At 73.9% G+C, this 20,352-nt stretch carries 16 protein-coding genes and 1 pseudogene; 8 read left to right on the top strand and 9 right to left on the bottom strand.

Features of this window, described 5'->3' with window-relative positions:
• Window positions 1-45: 45 nt before the first annotated feature.
• Window positions 46-1,632, bottom strand: a complete 1,587-nt coding sequence (locus tag ACFVQ3_RS16190) for a methionine--tRNA ligase (RefSeq protein ID WP_387641106.1) — start codon at window positions 1,630-1,632, stop codon at window positions 46-48.
• A gap of 207 nt (window positions 1,633-1,839) precedes the next feature.
• Window positions 1,840-2,448, bottom strand: coding sequence for a TetR/AcrR family transcriptional regulator (locus tag ACFVQ3_RS16185; RefSeq protein WP_387641103.1), 609 nt, complete (start codon window positions 2,446-2,448; stop codon window positions 1,840-1,842).
• 64 nt (window positions 2,449-2,512) lie between these two features.
• Here ACFVQ3_RS16185 and ACFVQ3_RS16180 point away from each other — a divergent pair.
• Window positions 2,513-2,872: pseudogene (locus ACFVQ3_RS16180) on the top strand (saccharopine dehydrogenase NADP-binding domain-containing protein); the annotation flags it as partial.
• Window positions 2,873-3,582: 710 nt separating this feature from the next.
• On the opposite strand, the gene ACFVQ3_RS16175 reads toward ACFVQ3_RS16180, so the two are convergent.
• Entirely contained in the window at window positions 3,583-4,338 is a 756-nt protein-coding gene (locus ACFVQ3_RS16175; RefSeq protein WP_387641100.1) for a TetR/AcrR family transcriptional regulator, read from the bottom strand.
• A 103-nt stretch (window positions 4,339-4,441) separates the two neighbouring features.
• On the opposite strand from ACFVQ3_RS16175, the gene ACFVQ3_RS16170 reads away from it, so the two are divergent.
• Window positions 4,442-5,953, top strand: coding sequence for an MFS transporter (locus ACFVQ3_RS16170; protein WP_387641098.1), 1,512 nt, complete (start codon window positions 4,442-4,444; stop codon window positions 5,951-5,953).
• Window positions 5,954-6,031: 78 nt separating this feature from the next.
• Here ACFVQ3_RS16170 and ACFVQ3_RS16165 read toward each other — a convergent pair whose 3' ends face one another.
• The 3 genes from ACFVQ3_RS16165 to nhaA all read right to left on the bottom strand — a co-directional run bounded on the left by ACFVQ3_RS16165 (window position 6,032) and on the right by nhaA (window position 10,588).
• Window positions 6,032-7,921 carry an alpha/beta hydrolase gene (locus ACFVQ3_RS16165; RefSeq protein ID WP_387641095.1) on the bottom strand — a complete coding sequence of 630 codons (1,890 nt, stop codon included), beginning with the start codon at window positions 7,919-7,921 and terminating at the stop codon, window positions 6,032-6,034.
• A gap of 64 nt (window positions 7,922-7,985) precedes the next feature.
• Window positions 7,986-9,146 carry a hypothetical protein gene (locus ACFVQ3_RS16160; RefSeq protein WP_387641092.1) on the bottom strand — a complete coding sequence of 387 codons (1,161 nt, stop codon included), beginning with the start codon at window positions 9,144-9,146 and terminating at the stop codon, window positions 7,986-7,988.
• 71 nt (window positions 9,147-9,217) lie between these two features.
• A complete protein-coding gene (nhaA, locus tag ACFVQ3_RS16155; RefSeq protein WP_387641089.1) occupies window positions 9,218-10,588 on the bottom strand; it encodes a Na+/H+ antiporter NhaA in 1,371 nt (456 codons plus the stop codon).
• A gap of 221 nt (window positions 10,589-10,809) precedes the next feature.
• Between nhaA and ACFVQ3_RS16150 the strand changes: the two genes are divergently transcribed.
• Window positions 10,810-11,559 carry a hypothetical protein gene (locus ACFVQ3_RS16150; protein WP_387641087.1) on the top strand — a complete coding sequence of 250 codons (750 nt, stop codon included), beginning with the start codon at window positions 10,810-10,812 and terminating at the stop codon, window positions 11,557-11,559.
• A gap of 11 nt (window positions 11,560-11,570) precedes the next feature.
• Here ACFVQ3_RS16150 and ACFVQ3_RS16145 read toward each other — a convergent pair whose 3' ends face one another.
• Both ACFVQ3_RS16145 and ACFVQ3_RS16140 read right to left on the bottom strand, forming a co-directional pair.
• Window positions 11,571-12,131, bottom strand: a complete 561-nt coding sequence (locus ACFVQ3_RS16145) for a DUF1697 domain-containing protein (protein ID WP_387641085.1) — start codon at window positions 12,129-12,131, stop codon at window positions 11,571-11,573.
• A gap of 3 nt (window positions 12,132-12,134) precedes the next feature.
• A complete protein-coding gene (locus ACFVQ3_RS16140; protein ID WP_387641083.1) occupies window positions 12,135-13,313 on the bottom strand; it encodes a formylglycine-generating enzyme family protein in 1,179 nt (392 codons plus the stop codon).
• Window positions 13,314-13,654: 341 nt separating this feature from the next.
• On the opposite strand from ACFVQ3_RS16140, the gene ACFVQ3_RS16135 reads away from it, so the two are divergent.
• The 3 genes from ACFVQ3_RS16135 to ACFVQ3_RS16125 all read left to right on the top strand — a co-directional run bounded on the left by ACFVQ3_RS16135 (window position 13,655) and on the right by ACFVQ3_RS16125 (window position 17,846).
• Window positions 13,655-14,290 carry a PadR family transcriptional regulator gene (locus ACFVQ3_RS16135; protein ID WP_387641081.1) on the top strand — a complete coding sequence of 212 codons (636 nt, stop codon included), beginning with the start codon at window positions 13,655-13,657 and terminating at the stop codon, window positions 14,288-14,290.
• A gap of 83 nt (window positions 14,291-14,373) precedes the next feature.
• The gene (locus ACFVQ3_RS16130; protein ID WP_387641078.1) at window positions 14,374-16,089 is read left to right on the top strand and encodes a DHA2 family efflux MFS transporter permease subunit; all 1,716 of its coding nucleotides are present in this window, start codon (window positions 14,374-14,376) and stop codon (window positions 16,087-16,089) included.
• Window positions 16,090-16,586: 497 nt separating this feature from the next.
• On the top strand, window positions 16,587-17,846 hold the full coding sequence (locus tag ACFVQ3_RS16125; protein WP_387641207.1) for a PhoH family protein: 1,260 nt from the start codon (window positions 16,587-16,589) through the stop codon (window positions 17,844-17,846).
• An 88-nt stretch (window positions 17,847-17,934) separates the two neighbouring features.
• Here ACFVQ3_RS16125 and ACFVQ3_RS16120 read toward each other — a convergent pair whose 3' ends face one another.
• On the bottom strand, window positions 17,935-19,320 hold the full coding sequence (locus ACFVQ3_RS16120) for an FUSC family protein (protein WP_387641075.1): 1,386 nt from the start codon (window positions 19,318-19,320) through the stop codon (window positions 17,935-17,937).
• A 73-nt stretch (window positions 19,321-19,393) separates the two neighbouring features.
• Here ACFVQ3_RS16120 and ACFVQ3_RS16115 point away from each other — a divergent pair, with 73 nt between their 5' ends.
• Entirely contained in the window at window positions 19,394-19,882 is a 489-nt protein-coding gene (locus ACFVQ3_RS16115; RefSeq protein WP_387641072.1) for a MarR family winged helix-turn-helix transcriptional regulator, read from the top strand.
• 159 nt (window positions 19,883-20,041) lie between these two features.
• Complete coding sequence (locus ACFVQ3_RS16110) at window positions 20,042-20,287, top strand: TM2 domain-containing protein (RefSeq protein ID WP_387641070.1); 246 nt, start codon at window positions 20,042-20,044, stop codon at window positions 20,285-20,287.
• The last annotated feature ends 65 nt before the right edge of the window (window positions 20,288-20,352 follow it).

The raw sequence follows: 20,352 nt of genomic DNA, 5'->3' as shown, positions 1-20,352 counted from the left end.
CCCGGTGTGCCGCGACACGTGCTCCGCCCCCAGCGGGGGCGTCGGTCAGCCCAGGCGGGGGAAGACCGGCTCCGGGGTGCCCACGCGGTCGGGTCCGGCTGCCTGTCCGTCCTGCACGGGGCCGAGCTGCTCGCGCAGGCGCGCGGCGCCGTCGGGCACGAACGGCGAGAGCTCGACCGCCACGACCCGGCACGCCTCGACGAGCCGTGCGAGGACCTGATCGAGGTGCACGGAGGCGCCCGCTTCTCCGGCGCGCTCGCGGGCCGCGAGCTCCCACGGCTTCTCGGCGTTGACGTACCGGTTGGCCGCGTCGACGATCCGCCAGACGGCACCGGTCGCACCGCGCAGGTCGGCGTCCGCGAGGGCGGTGTCCACGGCGGCCTCCACCTGCCCGACGGCGGCGCCCAGCTCGTCGGGCCCCGTCGCCAGGGCGCGGGGGAGCACGGGCACGACGCCGTCGCGGAACCTGTGCACGAGCGTGAGCGTGCGGTTCACCAGGTTCCCCGCACCGTGCGCGAGCTCGTCGTCGTGCCGGGCCACGAGGCGCTCGGTCGTGAACTCGGCGTCGCCCAGGAGCGGGACCTCGCGCGCGAACCACCAGCGCAGCGCATCGGTGCCGTACGCGTCCACGAGGCCGACGGGGTGCACCGCGGTGCCCGCCGACTTGGCGAGCTTGGCGCCCCCGGCCGTGACGTAGTCGTGCACGTGGATCGTGGTGGGCAACGGCTCGCCCGCCGAGAGCAGGAGCGCGAGCCAGTACACCGCGTGGAAGCGCGTGATGCCCTTGCCGATCACGTGCACGCGCTCGTCGCCGTCGGCCCACCAGGTGCGGTAGTCGCCCGCGGCGCCCGGGTCGGTCGGGTCCGACCCGTAGCCCAGCGCGGTGACGTAGTTGGTCAGCGCGTCCCACCACACGTAGACGACCTGGGACGGGTCCCCGGGGACCGGGACGCCCCAGCCGTCCGAGCGGGTCGCAGGGCGCGAGACGCTGAAGTCCTCGAGCCCGGCGTCGAGGAACGCGAGCACCTCGTTGCGCTTGGCGGCAGGGTTGACGCGCACTCGCCCCGAGGTGATCTCGTCGCGGACCGCGTCGGCGTGGCGGGACAGCCGGAAGAACCAGTTCTCCTCGACCACGCGCTCGGGCAGGGGCTGGTGCTCGGGACAGCGGCCCGACGCGTCGAGCTCGTCGGGTGCGTAGAACTGCTCGCAGCCCGCGCAGTACAGGCCCTCGTAGGAGCGGCGGTAGAAGTCACCGGCCTCCGCGCACCGCCGCCAGAGCGCCTCGACGCCGGGGCGGTGCCGGGGGTCGGTCGACGTCGACAGGAAGTCGTCGGTGGACAGTGCGAGCGCCGGACGCAGCGCACGGAAGTCCTCGACGTGCTCGGCGACGAACTCCCCGACCTCGCGACCCGCGGCCCGGGCCGCCGTCACGTTCTTGAGCGCGTGGTCGTCGGTGCCCGTGAGGAAGCGGGTCGGTCGGCCGCGCAGGCGCGCGTGGCGGGCCAGGACGTCGGTCTGGACGAGCTCGAGCGCGTGGCCCAGGTGCGGGTCGCCGTTGACGTAGGGGATGGCGGTCGTGACGTAGAAGGTCGGCAGGGCGGCTGCGCCTGCGGGGGCGGTCCGGGTGGTCATGGCGGGAGTCCTCTCGGGACGACGGGCACCCATGAGGGGTGCTGCGGCGCCTCGACCGCACCGGGCCCGGACACACGAAAGGCCTCGCTGCGGCGAGGCCTTGGGTGGTGGAGCGCGTCAGCGCATCACGAAGGGCCCCGGGTGGGGCGCATCATGACGGTCGACGAGAAGCTCATGCTGTCGACCATAGCAGCGTCGTCCGGTGCGTCATGGCAGGAGCTGGCGACGCAGCGCGTCGGTGGCCCAGTCCTGCCAGGCCTCGGGCGACCAGCCCAGGTCGAGCACGAGCGTGCCGTACGTGTCGGGTCCCAGCAGCGCGTGGGTCACGTCGCTCGCGACCTCGGTGCTCGTCCGCAGGGGCGACTTGTCGGCGAGCGACCGGGTGAGCGTCGCGGCGACCGTGCGGCGTTGCGCCTGGTTCGCGGCCCACAGCTCGCCGAGCTCGGGCACGGCGGGCGCCGCGTCGCGCAGGACCCGCAGGAGCGGGGCGACGCGGTCGAGCACGGCGCGCGCCCCGGCGACGTGCAGCGCGAGGTGGGTGGCGCCGTCGGGCTCGGCGAGGACGGCCAGGGCCCAGGGGCGCTCGAGCGTGGCGACGTCGTCGTGGTCGCCCGCGACGCTCACGTCGAGGAGCTCCTTGAAGAGCGCGTGCTTGCTGCCGAACGTGTAGTAGATCGTCTGGGTCGCGACGCCCGCGGCGCGCGCGACGTCCTCGACCGAGGTGCGTGTCCAGCCGTTCCGGACGAACAGCGCGCGCGCCGCGTCGAGGATGCGGGTGCGGGTCGCGCGGGCCTTCTCGGCGCGGGTGGGGGACATGAGGCTCCCGGGGACGAGCACGGACGATTGACTGTAGTGAGACTACAGTGATATTCACTAGAGCATGACTCTAGTGAACTCTCCGGACGTCCTCGTCGTGGGCGGCTACGGCGCGGTCGGCACCGTCGTGTGCGAACGGCTCGCCGAGGTCGTCCCCGGCCGGGTGATCCCCGCCGGGCGCAGCCTCGACGCCGCGCAGGCGCTCGCCCGACGGCTCGGCTCGCCGCGCGCCGCGCGGGTCGACCTCGCCGACCCCCCGACCCTCGACGCCGCGCTCGACGGCGTGGGGCTCGTCGTCCTGGCCGTCGAGCCCGGCGACGACCGCGTCGCCAGGGCCTGCCTCGGGCGCGGCATCTCGCTCGTGGACGTCTCGGCGTCGCGGTCCCAGCTCGAGGCGACCGAACGCCTCGACGACGTCGCCCGCGAGACGGGAGCCGCGGCCGTGCTGAGCGTGGGCGTCGCGCCGGGACTCACGAACCTGCTCGCGCGTCGTGCGCACGACCTCGTGGGCGGCGCCCAGGAGATCGACGTCGCGGTCGTCCTCGGAGGCGGCGAGGCGCACGGCGCGGACGCGATCCGCTGGACGGTCGACGGGCTGGTGAGCCCTCGCCCGGGCGGCCGGCGAGGCAGAGCGCCCGACGGCGGCCCTCGCCGGGTCCTGCTGCCCGCGCTCGGAGGGCGCACCGTCCATCCGTTCGACTTCTCCGACCAGCACGCCCTGCGCCGCACGCTCGACGTGCCCCGGGTGACGACGCGGTTCGCGCTCGACTCCCGGGCGCTCACCGCGGTGCTGTTCGGCTCGCGCCGCGCCGGGCTCCTGCGCGCCTTCCGCAGCGAGCACGGTCGACGGCTGCTCGCGGCGCTGTTCGGTGCCGTGCACGTCGGCGGGGACCGGTTCGCGCTCGCCGCGACGGCCCGGAACGGGGAGCGAGAGGCGCAGGTCTCGCTCGTCGCGCACGGCCAGGGGCGGGTCACCGGCCTGGTCGCGGCCGAGGTGGCGCTCGCGGTCGTCGCCGGGCACGTGTCGCCGGGGGTCCGGCACGTCGAGCAGGTCGACGGCCTGGCCGACCTTCCGGAGCGGCTCGCGGTGGTCGGGGGAGGAGCGGCCGTCGAGCTGTTCGTGGACGGGGTCGCTCAGCCGTCCGCGGCAACCCCGGGGTCACGAGAGGTCCACATCGCGAGCCAGTCCTCCCACGAGGGGCCGGGGGGCAGGGCGGTGGAGGTGGTGGCACCCGCCGGCGAGGCCGGGGCCGAGGCTGCCGACGCGACGGTCGACGCGGCCTGCGCGAGCCCGGAGAGCGCCACGCCGAGATAGCGCAGGTGGAGGGCGTCGGCCTGCTCGCGAGGTAGAGGGAGGGGTGGGCGAAGGTGGGTGATGAGCAGCATCAGGTCCGCCGGGGTGAACGTGCTGGGCACGAGGCCGGCCTCCCGGTCCGTCGCGAGCACCCGCTCGAGCGCCTCGTGCAGGGCGGCCGACGCGGCGTCGACCTCGGGCGTCGCGGGCGGGTGCTCGCCCGAGGAGATGATGAGCGGGCCGAACGACTCGAGGATGTGCCGCCGCAGGAAGGTCTCGACGGCCCCGGACGGGGCGCCCTGACCGGTGGCCGCCGTGCCCTCCGTGTCCTTGGCTCCCTCCGCGCACTCGCGCGCGATCTGCGCGAGGTCGTCGATCGCCGCGACGTGCAGGGCGCGGACCAGGGCGCTCTTGGTGCTGTAGCGGCGGTAGATGCTGCCGACGCCCACCCCTGCCCGTTCGGCCACCTGGCCGATCGTCGCCTCGGGGCCGTGGAGGGAGAAGACCTCGCGTGCTGCGACCAGCACGTTGCGGTCGTTGGCGAGGGCTTCGCGCTTGCGACCGGCGAGCGGCGGCGACGTCGGGTCCGGAGGCATGTCTTCACGGTAGCCGTCCCGGGTGCTAGTTTGGAACGGAACGAAGATTCCGTTCCGTTTCATCGTCCGCCGGTTCGCCGGCCACCGACCGAGAGCCGCGCCCGTGACCCGTCCTGCCCCCACGTCCACGACCACCCGTCCCGGCGCGAACCCGGCCTCGACGCCCCGACCGGCCTCGACGCCGCCCCAGGCCCTGCAGGTCCCGCCCGGCGAGAGCGTCCCGGGCCCCCCGGCCCGGCCCGCTCTGACGATCCTGGCCCTGTCGACCGCGGTCCTGGCCTTCTCGCTCATGCAGACGCTCCTGGTGCCGGCCCTCCCGACGCTCGGGGAGGCCCTCGGGGCGGGTCCACAGGGGACGGGATGGATCCTCACGGCCTTCCTGGTCGCGGGTGCTGTGCTCGCCCCCGTCGTCGGCTCGCTCGGCGACCGCTACGGGCACCGCCGGGTCCTGGTCGTCACGCTCGTCGTCTTCGCCGCTGCGACGGTGGTCGCCGCGCTCGCGCCGAACCTGGGCGTCCTGCTCGCGGCACGCGTGGTCCAGGGCGTGAGCACCGCGACCTTCCCGCTGGCCCTCGCGATCTCGCGCCGGTCGCTCGACGGTCGGCACCTCGTCACGGCCCTCGGGTGGCTGTCCGGGATGGTCGGGGTCGGGGCAGGCGTCGCGCTCGTCCTGGGCGGTCTGATCGTCGAGTCGCTCTCGTGGCACTGGCTCTTCTGGTCGACCGCCACCCTGGTCCTGGTCGCGCTCGCGATGGTCCTCGCCTGGGTCCCGGCCGCTGGTGTCCGGCCCGAGGGACGCGCGACGCGCACCGACTGGGCAGGGACGTTCCTGCTCGCGGGAGGTCTCTCCGGGCTGCTGCTCGCCGTCTCCCAGGGGCGGTCGTGGGGGTGGGCCTCGCCGCTGACCTGGGGGGTCGGGCTCGTGGCGGTCTGCGCCCTGGTCGTGCTGGTCCTGGTCGAGCTGCGATCGGCCGCGCCCCTGGTCGACGTGCGCACGTTCCGCAACCGGTCCCTCGTGATCACGAGCGTCCTGACCCTCGCGCTCGGGTTCGTGCCCTACGTCTTCTACGTGAGCCTGCCGCTGATCCTCCAGGCGCAGCCCGACGCGGGTTCGGGGCTCACGGTCACACAGACCGGACTCGTGCTGCTCCCCAGCGCGGTCCTGGTGTTCGTGGGAGGCCGGGTCGCCCCGGCGCTGAGCATCCGGTTCGGTGCCAAGTCGCTGGCGATCACGGCCGTGCTGGTCATGGCCGTCGCCGGGGCCGGGCTCGCCGTCCGGCCCGGCGAGATGGGGGCGGTCCTGGTGTTCTTCACGGTTCTCGGTCTCGGCAACGGGATCGGGTTCGCGGTGTGCGCACAGCTCGTGACGATGCTCTCGCCGGCCGACGAGGTCGCGGCCGCCACGGGGCTCAACGCGGTGCTGCGCACGGTCGGGTCGGCCGTCGCGGCGCCGGTCACGACCGCGCTCCTGGCCGGGGCCGTGGCCCAGGGCGGGACCGTCTCGTCGACGACCCCGTTCTCGGCGGCCTTCGGGCTCGCTGCCGTCGTGGGGCTCGTCGCGCTGGTCGTCGCCACTGCGCTGCCGTCGGCGCGAGCGGGCGTCGCGCGCCCCTGACCGGCGTGCTCGCCCACGGGCGCCGACGGCGGTGCGCACCCTGGGAAGGTGCGCGCCGCCGTCGGGAGGGCGGGTGCCTCAGCCCGTCGAGCTCGACGCCGCCGGCTGCTTGGTCAGCATCTGCTCCTTGAGCCGCGCGGTGTCCGCGTCCGTCCAGCCGTCGGGGGCGTTGAGCGCCGACCAGCCGTCGGCGTACTCGAGGTAGTACACGTGCCCGTGACCTGCGGGGATGTCGGAGGCGGCCGCGACGAAGAGGTCTCCCGTGAGCTGCCAGAACGTGACCACGGGGCGCCACTGCACGGCGTCGAGCACGTCGGGGCCGCGGGGCTCGCGCATCCAGTCGGGTTCGGACCACAGGGTCGTGGGCGACCACCAGGTGACGCCGTCGGACGCGTGCTGGACGTACACGACGCGCGGGGACTCCCAACTGCCGGGGACGGACCAGATGTTCGCGGCGCTCGAGACCTCGGTGCCCCAGCGGATCTGGCGTCCTTCCTCGTAGACGGGCGAGTACTCGAGCGAGCCCGGGTCGCGGTTCGCGGTGAAGTAGGTCCAGTTGGGCGTGAAGTTGGGCGTGCCCACGAACATGGCGCCGTCGGTACGGGTCGTCATGTCCTGCAGGCCGCTGAACGCGCCCTGCGCGCCGAACGATCCGAGCGAGATCCCGAACGCCATGAGCTTCGGCCGGGAGTCCTCGGGCTGCTCGGACCAGGCCGCGTACACCGCTTCGTAGAGGGCCTTGCCCGCGTCCGGCGGCGTGCTGCGGTCACCCACGAAGCTGATCCAGCTCGGCAGGTACGAGTACTGCATCGAGGCGATCGCGGTGTCGCCGCCGTGCATGAGCTCGAGCGAGTTGCTCATGCCGGGGTCGACCCAGCCGGTGCCCGTGGTGGTGGCCACGACGAGGACCGACCGGTCCCACGCGTCCGTCCGGTCGAGCTCGTCGACGACGCGCTGCGCGGTCGCGTCGAGGTCGCCCGCAGGGTCGAGGCCCGCGTACACGCGGATCGGCACCTGGACGTCGGCCGGGTCGACCACGTCGCCGCCTGCCGCGAACTCGGCGAGCTCGTCCTGGGTCGGGCCCAGCGTGACGAAGCGTCGGCCCTCGGCACCGAGGGACTCCCACGACGAGCCGGACGCCGGGGATCCGGACCGTTCGGGGGAGGTCGGCGGGGAGAGGTTCGGGTCGATCTGCTCGTTGGCGCTCGCGTAGACGTTGTTGAGCATGTGCAGCACACCGGCCCAGATCACGCCGTTGAACAGCAGCACGACCACGACCGCGACGATGACCCCGCTCAGGAAGCGGGCGATCGGCTTGGGCATCACGTTGTCGACCACCAGGCTGACCCACTGCGCGACGCGCCGCAGCGCTCGACCCAGCTGCAGCACGCCGATCGCGATGATCAGGGCCACGAACACGGTCGCGACGTCGTTGGCCGGTGGCTGCTCGGGCATGCCGAACAGGTCGCGCAGCTCGTGCTGCCAGCGCGCGCCCAGGACGAGGAACAGGGGCACGAGGACGAGCGTCGCGGCGCCGAGCACCCACCACGCGACGCGGCTCACGCGCGGGCTCCACCGGATCCGCAGCCCGACCTTGAGGGCGAACCACTCGACGAACGCCCCGATGCCGTACCCGCCGACCATGCTCATGCCCGTGATGAGCGCCTGGTAGTACCAGGCGCGGGGGATGAGCGAGGGGGTCAGGGAGTAGCAGAAGAACAGGAGGGCGAGGACGAGGCCGGTCGTGGAGAAGCGCCGGGCGTAGTGCTGGAGCCACGCCCACGCCCGACGGCGCAGCGGGGGTCGGGCGGGTCGCTCGCCCTCCGGGGGCGTGTCCTGCCTCGACGCGCCCGGGGCGGTCGTGGGGTCGGGAGCGGCTGCCGTACCGGCCGGGAGGACGTCCTCCGCGGCCGTCGCGGTCGTGGTGCTCGGGGCGGTCTCCGACCGGCGCGGGGCGTCTGGCGTCACGGGTGCGATCGTACGGGGCTGGTGGGATCGCGCCACCGAGAGCGCTGCGGGCGGGACATGCCGCTCAGGGCAGGTAGCCGCCGATGAGCGCGTCGACCCATGCCTGCTTGTCCCCGCCCGAGCAGTCGCTCGTGTAGTTGACCCAGGAGGCGCCGAAGCGGATCGCGACGCAGTCTGCGACCTTCTCGCTCGCGTTGGAGCCGAAGGCGCCTGCGAGGAGACCGTCGATCTGCGACCACGACATGCCGTGCGCAGCCATGAGACGTCCTTGGTAGATGTGCGCCATCTCGTGCCGGATGACGTCCTTCGTCTTCGACGGCTGACCGGCGAGCCGTGACGCGTTGACGAGGATCGTCGAGGTGTTGCCCTTCCACACGCCTCCGAGGTGGCCCGAGAGGCCCGGGTCGTCCCACGAGAGGGAGACGCCGCCGTTGCCGGGGAGGCTGCGCAGGGTCGCCTCGCCGATCTCCTGGATGGACTGCGACGGGGCCGGAGGAGCGGACGGGGTGACGGGGGCCTGCTGCGCGGCGGCCGCCTGAGCCGCGGCGGCTCGCTCGGCTGCGGCCTTCTCCGCGGCGGCTTGTTCGGCTGCGGCCTTCTCCGCGGCGGCTTGTTCGGCTGCGGCCTGCTCGGCCGCTGCCTGTTCGGCTGCGGCCTGCTCGGCGGCTGCCTGCTCCGCTGCCGCCTGTTCTGCGGCCGCCTTCTCCGCCGCGGCCACCCGGGACTGCTCGAACTCGAAGGTCGCGATCGCCAGGCGGACCTGGGCGTCGAGACCTTCGGCGTGCTCGACGGCGTTGCGGAGCCGTGCGAGCCCTCGCGCGAGGAGAGGACGGGGCGTGCGTGCGGCGCTCTCGGCCTGCACGCCGACCTCGTCGACCGCGCTCCGCAGCGCGCTCCGCAGACCTTCGTCGACCTTCCCGGCGGCCCGTTCGACCGTGCGGGTCGCGCGCTCGACGAACCTGCTCGCCTTCTCCTGGGCGTTCGCGCGCTCGGTGTCGCCGGTCGCGGCGGTCAGGGGGCTGCCCGTGCTCACCGCCGGGTTGCCGGGGATCGCGGCCGTCCCGCTCGCGAGGACGACGACGAGAGCGACCCCGAGGAGGCGGGCCCCGAGCGTCCGACGTCGTCGGGCCTGTCCGGCGCCCGGCGACGCCTCGCACCGGCACAGGTTCTCGTCGCACCCGGCGGTGCAGGTGCGGTCGACGGTCGAGGTCAGAGAGTCGCGCATGCTCTCTCAATGCAGTTGCCCCGGGCGTCAGCAGGTCTCCGGCGGCGGAGCGTCGACGGAGACCTGCCGGGTCAGCGTTCCTGGTCGGCTGCGTCACCGATGTACGTCGTGACGTCGTCGGGCCGCCCGTCCTCGTTCATGTCGTCGGAGCGCTTGCGCCGGGCGTCCCAGCGCAGCGCGGCAGCGGCGAGGAGGGCAGAGGCGACCGATGCGAGGAGCACCGCCGCCTTGGCCGACCCGGTGTGCGCGGAGTCGGGGAAGGACAGCTCGGCGATGAGCAGCGAGACGGTGAAGCCGATGCCGGCGAGCAGCCCCACGGGCAGCAGGTCGCGGACGCCGATCCCCGGTGCGAGGCGCAGCGGCGTGAGCCGCGTGACGAGCGCCGTGACGCCCAGCACGCCGATCCCCTTGCCGAGGACGAGCCCGACGATGATGCCGATCGCCACCGGCTGGCCGATCATCTCGCCGATCCCGCCGCCGTCGACCAGGGAGACGCCCGCGGCGAAGAACGCGAAGATCGGCAGCGCGATCCCCGCGGAGACGGGCTTGATGCGGTGCTCGTACCGGTGCGTCCGGGAGGTCTTCTCGCCGTGGATCGCGAGGGCGGGGACCATGAAGCCGAGCAGGACGCCCGCGACGGTCGCGTGGATGCCGGACGCGTGGACGAGCGCCCACACGACCAGGGCGAGCGGCAGCAGGAGCCACCAGTGCGTGCGGCGTCGGCGCACGAGGAACGCGAACAGCGCGACGCCGACGAGGGCGAGGCCGAGCGGGGCCCAGTGCAGGGTGTCGGTGTAGAAGACGGCGATGACGACGATCGCGAGGAGGTCGTCGACCACGGCGAGCGTCAGCAGGAAGGTGCGGATCGCCGTCGGGAGGCCGCGGCCGAACACCGCGAGGACCGCGAGGGCGAACGCGATGTCGGTCGCGGTCGGGATGGCCCAGCCGTGCACGGCGTCCGCGCCGCCGCCCCACAGCGCGACGGTCACGTAGAGGACCGCCGGGACGATCATGCCGCCCACGGCCGCGAGCATGGGCACGCCCGCCTCGCGCGGGTTGCGCAGCGAGCCGGCGACGAACTCCTGCTTGAGCTCGACGCCCACGACGAAGAAGAAGATGGCCAGCAGGCCGTCGGCGGCCCACGTCGACAGCGACAGGTTCAGGTGCAGCGCCTCGGGGCCGACCGTGAACGCCGCGAGGTCGAAGTACGCCGCGCGCCAGGGCGAGTTGGCCCACAGCAGCGCGAGGATCGCGGCACCGATGAGGAGCGCACCGCCCGTGGTCTCCTGGGTGACCCAGCGCTTCCAGCGGCGCGAGGCGCTCGGCCGGTCGGTCGTCGTGAGGGGCAGGGGACCCGACGCCGTCGCTCCCGTGGAGGGGGTCGGGTCGCCCGTGCGGGGGGTCTCGTCCGGGGTGGGGGTGTGCTGCTCGTGCGCGGTCACAGGTCTCCTGTGGTTGAGGGGTCGTCGACGTCACGCCGACCAGACTTCCCGGCACACCAGCCTCCCATCCTACCGGGAGGTCGGCCCGGCGGGCCGAGCCGCGGTGCCCCGGCACGCCGGAAGGAGGACGTCGACCGGACCGGAAGTCCGCCGAAAGGGGGATGTCTCGGGCGCGCGACCCACGGGAGCATGACGGGGTGCACGAGAAGATCCACGAATCCTTGACCACGGACACCGTCTCTCACGACCCCACGGAGACGGTCGTCGGGGCCGCCTCGGGCGAGACCCGTTTCCTCCGGATCGTCGTGCCGGCCCTCGGCGTGGCGGCGGGTGTCGGGCTGCGCTGGCTGGCCGCCTGGATGGCGAGCCTGCCGTGGGTCCCGTGGCAGGGGCTGGCCCGCTCGGTCGACGCCCTGGCCGACGTGTGGGGCACGTGGAGCCTCGTGGCGCTCGGTGCCCTCGGCGCCGTCGCCGGGGCGTGCTTCGCGCAGCACCTCGTGGAGAACATGGGCCGGATCGCGGTCACGGCAACGGGGGCAGGGTTCAAGAACAAGGACACGCTCGAGACGGTCGGGCGTACCGAGGTGACCGACGTGTTCGTCGAGGGCACCGAGATCGTGCTGCTGCGCGGCGGCCGTGAGGTCCACCGGTGGCCTGCGGACCTGCCGACCCGGCAGGTCGCGGCGGCGTTCACGGACCACGGCTGGCCGTGGCGCGAGGGCGGGGACCCCTTCCGCGCCGCGTACCGCCGATGGGACGTCGGCGACGAGACGCTGCCCGCCGGGGCGGACGCGCTGCTCCGTGCGCGGGCCGGTCTCCTCGAGGCGGGCAAGGACGCGCACGTCCGTGACGTGCGCGACGACCTCGCGGCGATCGGGGTCGTCGTGCGCGACGAGGGCACGGTCCAGCACTGGCGCCTGGCGGCCGACGGGGCCGGGGCCGGTGCGGTCGGGGTCGAGCGGCGCGCCTGAGGCCCGCGAGGTCAGCCCGCGTCGTCCACGAGCACGGCCAGCCTGTTCACGGTGTTCCAGTTCCGCGCCGTGCCCCACACCCCGAGCGCCCTGAGCAGGACGGCGGGCGTGAGCTTCGAGGTGCCGACCCCGCCCTCGAACCACGTGTAGCTCACGGCGCCCGACCACGCCATGTGGGTGATGCCGTAGCGGGCGGGGTCGAAGCCCTCGAGCCGGTCGGGAGCGGGCGGGTGCGGGTGGAACGTCAGGAGCAGGTGGGACGGGTCCTCGCGCGCGGCGTCGTCGAACGGGTTCGCCGCGATCGCGGCCGCCAGGTCCACGCCGGTCAGCGTGAGCACGTCGACGTCGAGGCCCAGGCGGTCGGCGAGGCCGGCCCGCACCAGGCGCGTGACGTCGTCGGGCCACGTGGCTCCCGACGTGCCCGGGGCCACGACGAGGTTCCCGCTCGCCAGGAGCGTGCGCGCCCCCGCGAAACCGGCGTCCTGCGCGAGCGCGCGCAGGTCCGCCGACGGGACCTTGCGACCGCCACCCACGTTGACGCCCCGCAGCAGGACCGCGAACCCCGACGTCACGGCTCAGCCCAGCAGGTTGCGTGCGGTGGCCGGCATCGATGCCGCGGCAGGGGCCACGGCGACCGGGGGACGCACCACGCAGCGGAAGCCGATGTGGCTCGTCGCCGTGTCGACCGCCTGCGGCGAGCGGGCCGCGGGCCGGTAGCGCAGGCAGTACTCCGGCGCGCACAGGTGCGAGCCGCCCTTGAGGGCCTTGCGGGGGATCGTCGAGCCGGGCTCGGCGCTCGCGGCGGCGCGCGGGTCGTCGGACGCCTCGGACGGGCCGGCGGGGGAGCGGGCGACGTCCCTGTCGTGCTGCGCAGGCCGAGCCTGGTCGGCGCTCGGCGAGCAGCACGCGGGCATCTCGACCGTGAGCGCGGACCGGGCCGCCTCGACCTGGGCCGCTGACCGGGCCTCGGCCGCATGGTTCGGGGTGTAGAACGACGTGGTCCACTCCCAGACGTTGCCGATCATGTCGACCAGGTCGAAGCCGTTCGGGGGGAACGTCCCGACGGGGCTCGTCCCGACCCATCCCGCCGCACCCGTGTTGCGGTACGGGAACGATCCCTGCCAGTGGTTGGCGAGGAGCTCGCCCTCGGGCCGGTAGTCGTCACCCCAGGCGAACCGGGCGCCGTCGAGCCCTCCCCGGGCCGCGTACTCCCACTCGGCCTCGGTCGGCAGCGAGCGGCCCGCCCACGCGGCGTACGCCGACGCGTCCTCGAACGAGACCTGCACGACCGGGTGGTCCTCGCGGCCCTCGATCGAGCTCCCGGGACCGTGCGGCGCGCTCCACCGGGCGCCCGGCTGCCAACGCCACCACTGCCGCCAGTCGGAGAGGTCGACGGGCCCCGCCGTCGGGGTGAACACGAGCGCCCCCGGCACGAGGTCCTCGGTCGCGACGCCTGGGTAGTCGGCCGGGTCGAGCGGGCGTTCGGCCACGGTCACGTAGCCGGTCGCGGCGACGAACGCGGCGAACTGCGCGTTGGTCACGGGGTGCCGCTCGATCTCGAACGGCGCGACCTTGGCTTCGTGGACGGGTCCCTCGTCGGGGTAGAACTCGGTCGAGCCGCGGCGGAACGAGCCGCCGGGCAGCGGGACGAGGGGCGAGAGGGCCGCACCGTCGCCCTCGGGGTCCCGAGGCGTCTCACGTGCTGGTCCTCCTGCCGAGGGGGCCGTCGGTGACGTGCCCGCGGTCGTGTCCATGCGTCTCCTCGTGTCGAGCTCGTTCTCGATGATGCCCGCGGCCGTCGGCGGCGGGACCGGGGCGGACTCCGGGCCGCCTGTCGGCTCGGCCCGATGGGCGCGCTGACCTGCAGCGACGCTCCGCCGTCCGTGAGTCGCGACCTGCTTCCCCCGACCCTAGCGCCGGAGGCCGTCACCCGTCTGCCCTCGGTGCGGGCAGGTCGGGCCGTCGTGCCCGTTCCCGGCATCGCAGGTGACGCCGCTCACGACCGTCCCGGAACCCTCGACCTGACGGTTGCCCGAGGCGTATATTCCAGCCGGAGTATTCCACCGGGAACGACGACCACGAGGAGGCGAGACGCATGGCACGCAAGGAGCTCTCCGCCGCTGCGCTCCTCCTCCTCGGGCTGCTCCACGAGCGCCCCATGCACCCGTACCAGGTCCACCAGACCCTCAAGCAGCGCGGGGACGACCGGCTCGCGAGCATCACGCCGGGCTCGGTCTACCACTCCATGGACCGTCTCGCGTCCGACGGCCTCGTCGAGGCCGTCGGCACCGACCGCGAGGGGAATCGTCCCCAGCGGACCACCTACCGGCTGACCGAGGCGGGGCGCGAGGCCTTCGCGGCTCGCACGGCGCTGCTGCTCGGCGAACCCCGGCAGGAGCACCCCTGCTTCCCGCTCGCGCTGTCGCAGGCCCACGCGATCGACCGGTCGGGCGCGGTCGCGGCGCTCCGGGACCGACGCGCCGCGACGGCCGAGGAGCTCGCCGCCTGGACCCGCAGGTACGACGTCGTGCGGGGCCACGGCCTGCCACGTCGCCTCCTGCTCGACGTCGAGTACGACCTCCACCGGATCGAGTCCGAGCTCGCGTGGCTCGACGGCCTGCTCGCCGACCTCGACTCCGGTGCCCTGGACTGGGAGGAGCCCGTCCCTCAGTCCTTCCGCGACTTCGTCGCCGCCCGTTCGCGGGCACAGACCACGGACCACGTGCCCTGACCAGCGGCCGGGATCGCGCCCGGCCGCGGCTGCTCGCGCAGCCTCCTGAACACCCCTGCCCTTCTTCGACCTCAGAGGACCCCATGACCACGACCCCTCCTTCAGGGAGCCTGCCCGCGACCCGCACCACGGCGTCCGCGGGACCGTCGGACCCTGGCGCGCCGTCCACCGCGGCCACCGCGCCCGCTGGTCCGTCCGCCGGTGCGCCGGCCGGACCCCCGCTCGTCGACCTCGGCGGGCGCAGCCCGTGGAGCATCCTCCCGGCCCTGTGCCTGGGCTTCTTCATGATCATGGTCGACACGACGATCGTGAACATCGCCGTCCCGACGCTCGTCGACACGTTCGACACGACGCTGACCGCGGTGGGCTGGGTCAACAGCGCCTACCTGCTCACGTACGCGGTGCTGCTCCTGCTCGCCGGGCGCCTGGGCGACCGCTTCGGTCCCAAGCCCGTGTTCGTGCTCGGTCTCGTCGTCTTCACGCTGGCCTCGCTGTGGTGCGGCCTGTCGGGCTCGGTCGAGATGCTCATCGTGGCGCGCGCGGTCCAGGGCGTGGGCGCCGCGCTCATGACCCCGCAGACCATGTCGATGATCACGCGCGTCTTCCCGCCGCGTCAGCGCGGTGCCGCGATGGGGCTGTGGGGCGCGGTCGCGGGCGTCGCGACCATCGCAGGCCCCCTGCTCGGCGGCGTGTTCGTCGAGACCTGGGGCTGGGAGTGGATCTTCTTCGTCAACATCCCCGTGGGAGTCGTGGCCCTCGTCCTGGCGCTGCGGAGCCTGCCGTCCCTGCCGACCAACAAGCGCAGCTTCGACATGGTCGGGGTCGCGCTGTCGATCGTGGGCCTGTTCCTCTTCGTGTTCGGCCTGCAGGAGGGCGAGACGTACCACTGGGGCACGGTCGTGGGGCCGCTGAACATCTGGACGATCATCGGTCTGGGCGTGCTGGTCCTGGCGGCCTTCGTGCTGTGGCAGCGCCACCTCGGCGAGCGGGCGCTGCTGCCGCTCACGCTGTTCCACTCGCGCAACTTCTCGCTCGCGAACGTGTCGGGCATGGCCGTGTCGTTCGGCATGATCGGGATCTTCTTCCCGCTGACGATCTTCCTGCAGTCGATCCTGGGTCTCTCGCCGCTCGAGGCCGCGCTCATCAACCTGCCCGGTTCGCTCGTGTCCGGGGTCGTGGCCCCCTTCGCGGGCCGGCTCTCCGACAGGGTCCCGGGCAAGTGGGTCGTCGCGACGGGCTTCGCGCTGCTCTCGGCCTCGGTCGTGTGGCTCAGCGTCGCGGCCACGCCCGACGCGAGCGCCTGGGCGATCGTCGCCCCCATGACGCTGTTCGGGATCGGGACGGGCGCGCTCTTCTCGCCGCTCGCGAACCTCGCGACGTCGGGGCTCGACCACCGCACGGCCGGTGCGGGCGCGGGTGCGTTCAACACGTTCCGTCAGGTGGGCGGCGTGATCGGCTCGGCCGCGATCGTCGCGACGCTCACGAGCCGGCTCTCGGCGACCCTGCCTGCCGCCGCGCGCGACGCCTCGGCGGGTCTGCCCGCTGAGCTCCGCCAGCAGTTCGTCGACGGTTTCGCCGCGGCGGGCGGCTCGTTCACCGGGGGAGCGCAGCACATGGAGCTTCCGCCGGGCATCCCGCCCGAGGCGGCCGCCCAGATCCGCGAGGCCGCGACCACGGCCCTGCACCAGGGGTTCTCGCTCGCGGTCGGCCAGACCCTGCTCGTCACGGCGGGCGTCCTGGTGATCGGGCTCGTCGCGGCGCTCAGCATGCGTGCGACGCACGTCGCGCACGCGGACTGAGCACGGCCGGGCCGAGCGCCCACCAGAGCCGGCCCACCACGCACCAGGCCCGACGGCGGCACGCCAGCGCCGTCGTCGGGCCGGCCGGGTGGGTCTCACGTCCCGCCCACCCCGTCCCAGGGGGTGGGCGGGACGTCCTCGTGTGAACGGCAGGTGACATCTCGGACGCGCGGCGTGTTGCCTCGACACCGGCGAACCACACGGGCGTAGTTTCGAACGTGACGGACGACACACGTCGTCCTCCGGGAGGCCATCCGATGGAGTTTCTGCTCCGCGCAGGAGGGCCGGCACCGGCCCTTCGTCGGCCGGTCGCCTGCCCCACCAGCACGAACGGCGCCGCGCGCCGGAGGGAGCCTGCTGTGGTCCGAACCGCTTCTGCTTCTGGAGCTGCACCCGACGTCAGGGACGCGTCCCCTGACACGACGAACCCCGACGCCCCCACGGGGCGTCGCACCTTCGTCATCGACACGTCCGTGCTCCTGTCCGACCCGCGAGCGATGCTGCGCTTCGCGGAGCACGACGTCGTCCTCCCCGTCGTCGTCATCACCGAGCTCGAGGCCAAGCGCCACCACGCCGAGCTCGGGTACTTCGCCCGCAGCGCGCTGCGCATGCTCGACGACCTGCGGGTCAAGCACGGCCGCCTCGACGCCCCGCTGCCCGTCGGGGCCGTCGGCGGGACGCTGCGCGTCGAGCTCAACCACACGGACTCGGGCGTGCTCCCCGCCGGGTTCCGCCTGGGCGACAACGACACGCGCATCCTGGCGGTCGCGGCCAACCTCGCGAGCGAGGGCTGCGACGTGACCCTGGTGTCCAAGGACCTGCCCATGCGCGTCAAGGCGTCCGCGGTGGGGCTGCGTGCCGAGGAGTACCGGGCCGAGCTCGCGATCGACTCGGGCTGGACCGGCATGGGCGAGATCGACGTGAGCGACGAGCAGATGGCCAGCCTGTGGGAGCACGAGTCGGTCGAGCTCTCGGCGCTCGACGCCGCCACGGTCGCGGCCGCCGAGCCGCTCCTGGTGCACTCGGGGCTGGTGATCCACTCGCCGCGCGGCTCGGCGCTCGGCCGGGTCACGGCCGACAAGCACGTGCAGCTCGTCCGGGGTGACCAGGACGTGTTCGGCGTCCACGGCCGCTCGGCCGAGCAGCGCATCGCGATCGACCTGCTGCTCGACGAGGAGATCGGGATCGTCTCGCTCGGTGGTCGGGCCGGGACGGGCAAGTCGGCGCTCGCGCTGTGCGCGGGCCTCGAGGCCGTGCTGGAGAAGAGGCAGCACCGCAAGATCATGGTCTTCCGCCCCCTGTACGCCGTGGGTGGGCAGGAGCTCGGCTACCTGCCGGGCTCGGAGGCCGAGAAGATGAACCCGTGGGCGCAGGCGGTCTTCGACACCCTGGGCGCGCTCGTCTCCAAGGAGGTCATGGACGAGGTCGTGGACCGCGACGTCCTGGAGGTCCTGCCCCTGACCCACATCCGTGGACGCTCGCTCCACGACGCGTTCGTGATCGTGGACGAGGCCCAGTCCCTCGAGCGCAACGTCCTGCTCACGGTGCTCTCGCGCATCGGGCAGTCCTCCCGCGTCGTCCTCACGCACGACGTCGCGCAGCGCGACAACCTGCGTGTCGGTCGGCACGACGGCGTCGCGGCCGTCATCGAGGCGCTCAAGGGGCACCCGCTGTTCGCGCACGTGACCCTGACGCGGTCCGAGCGCTCGCCCGTCGCGGCGCTCGTGACCGAGATGCTGGAGAGCATCGAGGTCTGAGCCTCGGCAGGTCAGGCCCGCGTCGTGGTCCGGTCCGCGGGACCGGGCCACGACGCGGGCCGTCTCGCCCCTCAGGCCGTCCCGCCCGTCAGGCAGCGGCCCGCCCGGCGCTCTGAGGGACTGGACGGCGACGCGCGTGGACCAGCACGACCGCGAGGATGCCGACGACCGCCCCCACCGCCGTGTCCAGCGCCCGGTCGAGCGCGATGCCCTCGCTCGACCCTCCGAGCGACGTCATGAGCAGGGCCATGGGCGTGATGGTCAGCATCGCGAGGCCGTAGTGACGCCCCACGACGATCTCGGTGACGACCTGCAGCGCGACGACGAGAGCCGCGGTCGCCCAGAACCCGAGGTGCGCGTCGAGCAGCGGCCACGCGATCAGGGCGCCGGCGACCGTGCCGAGCGCCCGCTGGAGCGCGCGGACCACGGCGTGCTGCGTCGTCGTTCCCTGGAGCGTCGCGGTCGCGCCCATCGCGGCCCAGGCGGGGTGGCCGAACCCCGCGACGTGCGCGACCGCTGCCGCAGCGGCGGCCGCGAGGGTCACGCGCACGGAGCGCAGGCGCCAGCCGGGTGCTGCGAGGGACGCGCGCGCGGTCGCGCGCAGGGTCTGGCGGGGTGGCAGGGCGGCGGTCGTCCCGGCGGCACCGGAGAGCTCGTCCGCGAGACGCAGCGCCGTCGCGCGCGTGCGCCGGTGGGACGCGTCGTCGGCGAGGACGGTCCGCGCGTGAGCCACGGCGTCGCGCGCCCGCCCGACGGCGCCACGGTCGTCGGGAACGAGGGCTGCAGCCTCGGCAGCGAGCGTCGCGCGACGCACGGCGAGCCGCGCGGGCCCGCTCGGGCGGAACAGGAAACCTGCGACGCACACTGCCCAGGCGACCGCGACGCCCAGGAGCCCGGCGAGCCCCCGGGGTGCGAGGTCGGCGAACGTGGGCGACCCCGCGAGGCCGGCGCCCGCCGCGAAGACGACGATCGTCGCGCCGGGAGGGCCCGTGCGCAGGAGCTGGCACAGCGCGGTCATGCCGCCTGCGAGGAGCGCGACGACCGCGAGCGTGACCCAGGTCGGGGCGCCGACCGCCGTGACCGCGGTCGTGAGCAGGATCGAGCCGACCAGGATCGCGCCGACCGACGCGAGCAGCGCGGCTCGGCGCCGGTACGGGTCGAAGCGCCCGTACAGCGAGGTCAGGGCGCCGAGAGCCGCGAAGCCCGCGAGGTCCTCGTGGCCGCTCGTCGCAGCGATCACGAGCGTGATCGCGACGCTCGCCCCGCACAGCAGGGCCGCGACGAGCGTCGCGTCCACCGAGGTGAGCCGCAGGGCGGTGCGCAGGTGCGCGGGGTCGAGGACCTCGCGCGCGGCGGCGCGGACGGGCGAGCGAGGGACGGCCGGTGCCGGTACGGACGCCTGCCGGGCCGGCGTGGCCGTGGGTGGCGTGAGCGGCGTGGACGGGGGAGCGAGGCGAGGGGAGGAGGTGGGCATCCCGTCCAGGGTACGCCTGGTTCGTAGATGTTTCACAAGTGAACTATCCTCGCCGAGGCCCTAGGCTGGTCCCGTGGACTACGTGGAGCGCCTACGGGAGCAGTGGGCTGAGCGCCTGCCCGACGTCGACGTCTCGCCCGTCGACTCGATCGGCAGGATCACGCGCATCGCTGCGTTGCTGGCCGAGTCGAGCGACGCCGCCCTCGCGCAACGCTCGCTGACCCGGCCCGAGCTCGAGGTCCTCACCGCGCTCCGCCGCGCGGGGCGCCCCCTGCGGGCACGTGAGGTCACGACCATCACCCGAGCACCCGGCGCCTCGATCACCAAGCGGCTCGACCACCTCCAGCGCGAAGGTCTGGTCGAGCGGACCGTCGTCGAGCGCGACCGGCGCGGGATCCTGCTCTCGCTCACCGAGGAGGGCGAACGGCTCGTGGACGAGCTCTTCCCCGCCCAGCTCGACCGCGAGCGGGCCGCGCTCGACGGGCTCACCGACGACCAGCGCGACCAGCTCGGCGAGCTGCTCGCGATCGTGCTCCGGCGCGTGGACCCGGTTGACTACTGAGCGGCCGAGGCTCGGGCGCAGGCGCTCGGCAGGCCGTGAGCGGGTGAAAACGTGCGATGTGCGAGGAACGCCCTGTCCTGGGCGGGTTCGTGCGCGCTACGCTACGGCCCGCCGTCGTGACGGACGGAAAGCCCGCCACTCATCTCCTCGGAGGAAGCCATGTCCAGCACCGCCCCCTACCAGGCCGAGACCACGAGCCCCAAGCTCCTTCTCCCCGCCGTCCTGCTGTGCCTCGTCCTCGGCACGATCGGCATCCACCGCTTCTACGTCGGCAAGATCGGCACGGGCATCCTGATGATCCTGACCGCGGGCGGACTGGGCGTGTGGACGCTCATCGACCTCGTCATGCTGATCGTCGGCGCCTTCCGCGACAAGGAGGGGCGCAAGCTCACGCAGTGGACCTGATCGGTCCTCCTGCGACCTGACGCGAACGACGGACGGCGTGGGCCGGGTGACCTCACCCGGCCCAC

Origin of the sequence: Oerskovia sp. NPDC057915 (assembly GCF_042887685.1) — a bacterium.
In the GTDB taxonomy this organism is placed as follows: Bacteria; Actinomycetota; Actinomycetes; order Actinomycetales; family Cellulomonadaceae; genus Oerskovia.
This window is presented reverse-complemented; position numbering and strand designations above follow the sequence as displayed.

Bases quoted from the DNA above. Each gene is read 5' to 3' on its own strand.
- ACFVQ3_RS16135 (WP_387641081.1), top strand. From the start codon at position 13,655: ATGGCACGCAAGGAGCTCTCCGCCGCTGCGCTCCTCCTCCTCGGGCTG.
- ACFVQ3_RS16125 (WP_387641207.1), top strand. From the start codon at position 16,587: ATGCTGCGCTTCGCGGAGCACGACGTCGTCCTCCCCGTCGTCGTCATC.
- ACFVQ3_RS16190 (WP_387641106.1), bottom strand. From the start codon at position 1,632: ATGACCACCCGGACCGCCCCCGCAGGCGCAGCCGCCCTGCCGACCTTC.
- ACFVQ3_RS16175 (WP_387641100.1), bottom strand. From the start codon at position 4,338: ATGCCTCCGGACCCGACGTCGCCGCCGCTCGCCGGTCGCAAGCGCGAA.
- ACFVQ3_RS16140 (WP_387641083.1), bottom strand. From the start codon at position 13,313: ATGGACACGACCGCGGGCACGTCACCGACGGCCCCCTCGGCAGGAGGA.
- ACFVQ3_RS16130 (WP_387641078.1), top strand. From the start codon at position 14,374: ATGACCACGACCCCTCCTTCAGGGAGCCTGCCCGCGACCCGCACCACG.
- ACFVQ3_RS16160 (WP_387641092.1), bottom strand. From the start codon at position 9,146: ATGCGCGACTCTCTGACCTCGACCGTCGACCGCACCTGCACCGCCGGG.
- ACFVQ3_RS16185 (WP_387641103.1), bottom strand. From the start codon at position 2,448: ATGTCCCCCACCCGCGCCGAGAAGGCCCGCGCGACCCGCACCCGCATC.
- ACFVQ3_RS16110 (WP_387641070.1), top strand. From the start codon at position 20,042: ATGTCCAGCACCGCCCCCTACCAGGCCGAGACCACGAGCCCCAAGCTC.
- ACFVQ3_RS16120 (WP_387641075.1), bottom strand. From the start codon at position 19,320: ATGCCCACCTCCTCCCCTCGCCTCGCTCCCCCGTCCACGCCGCTCACG.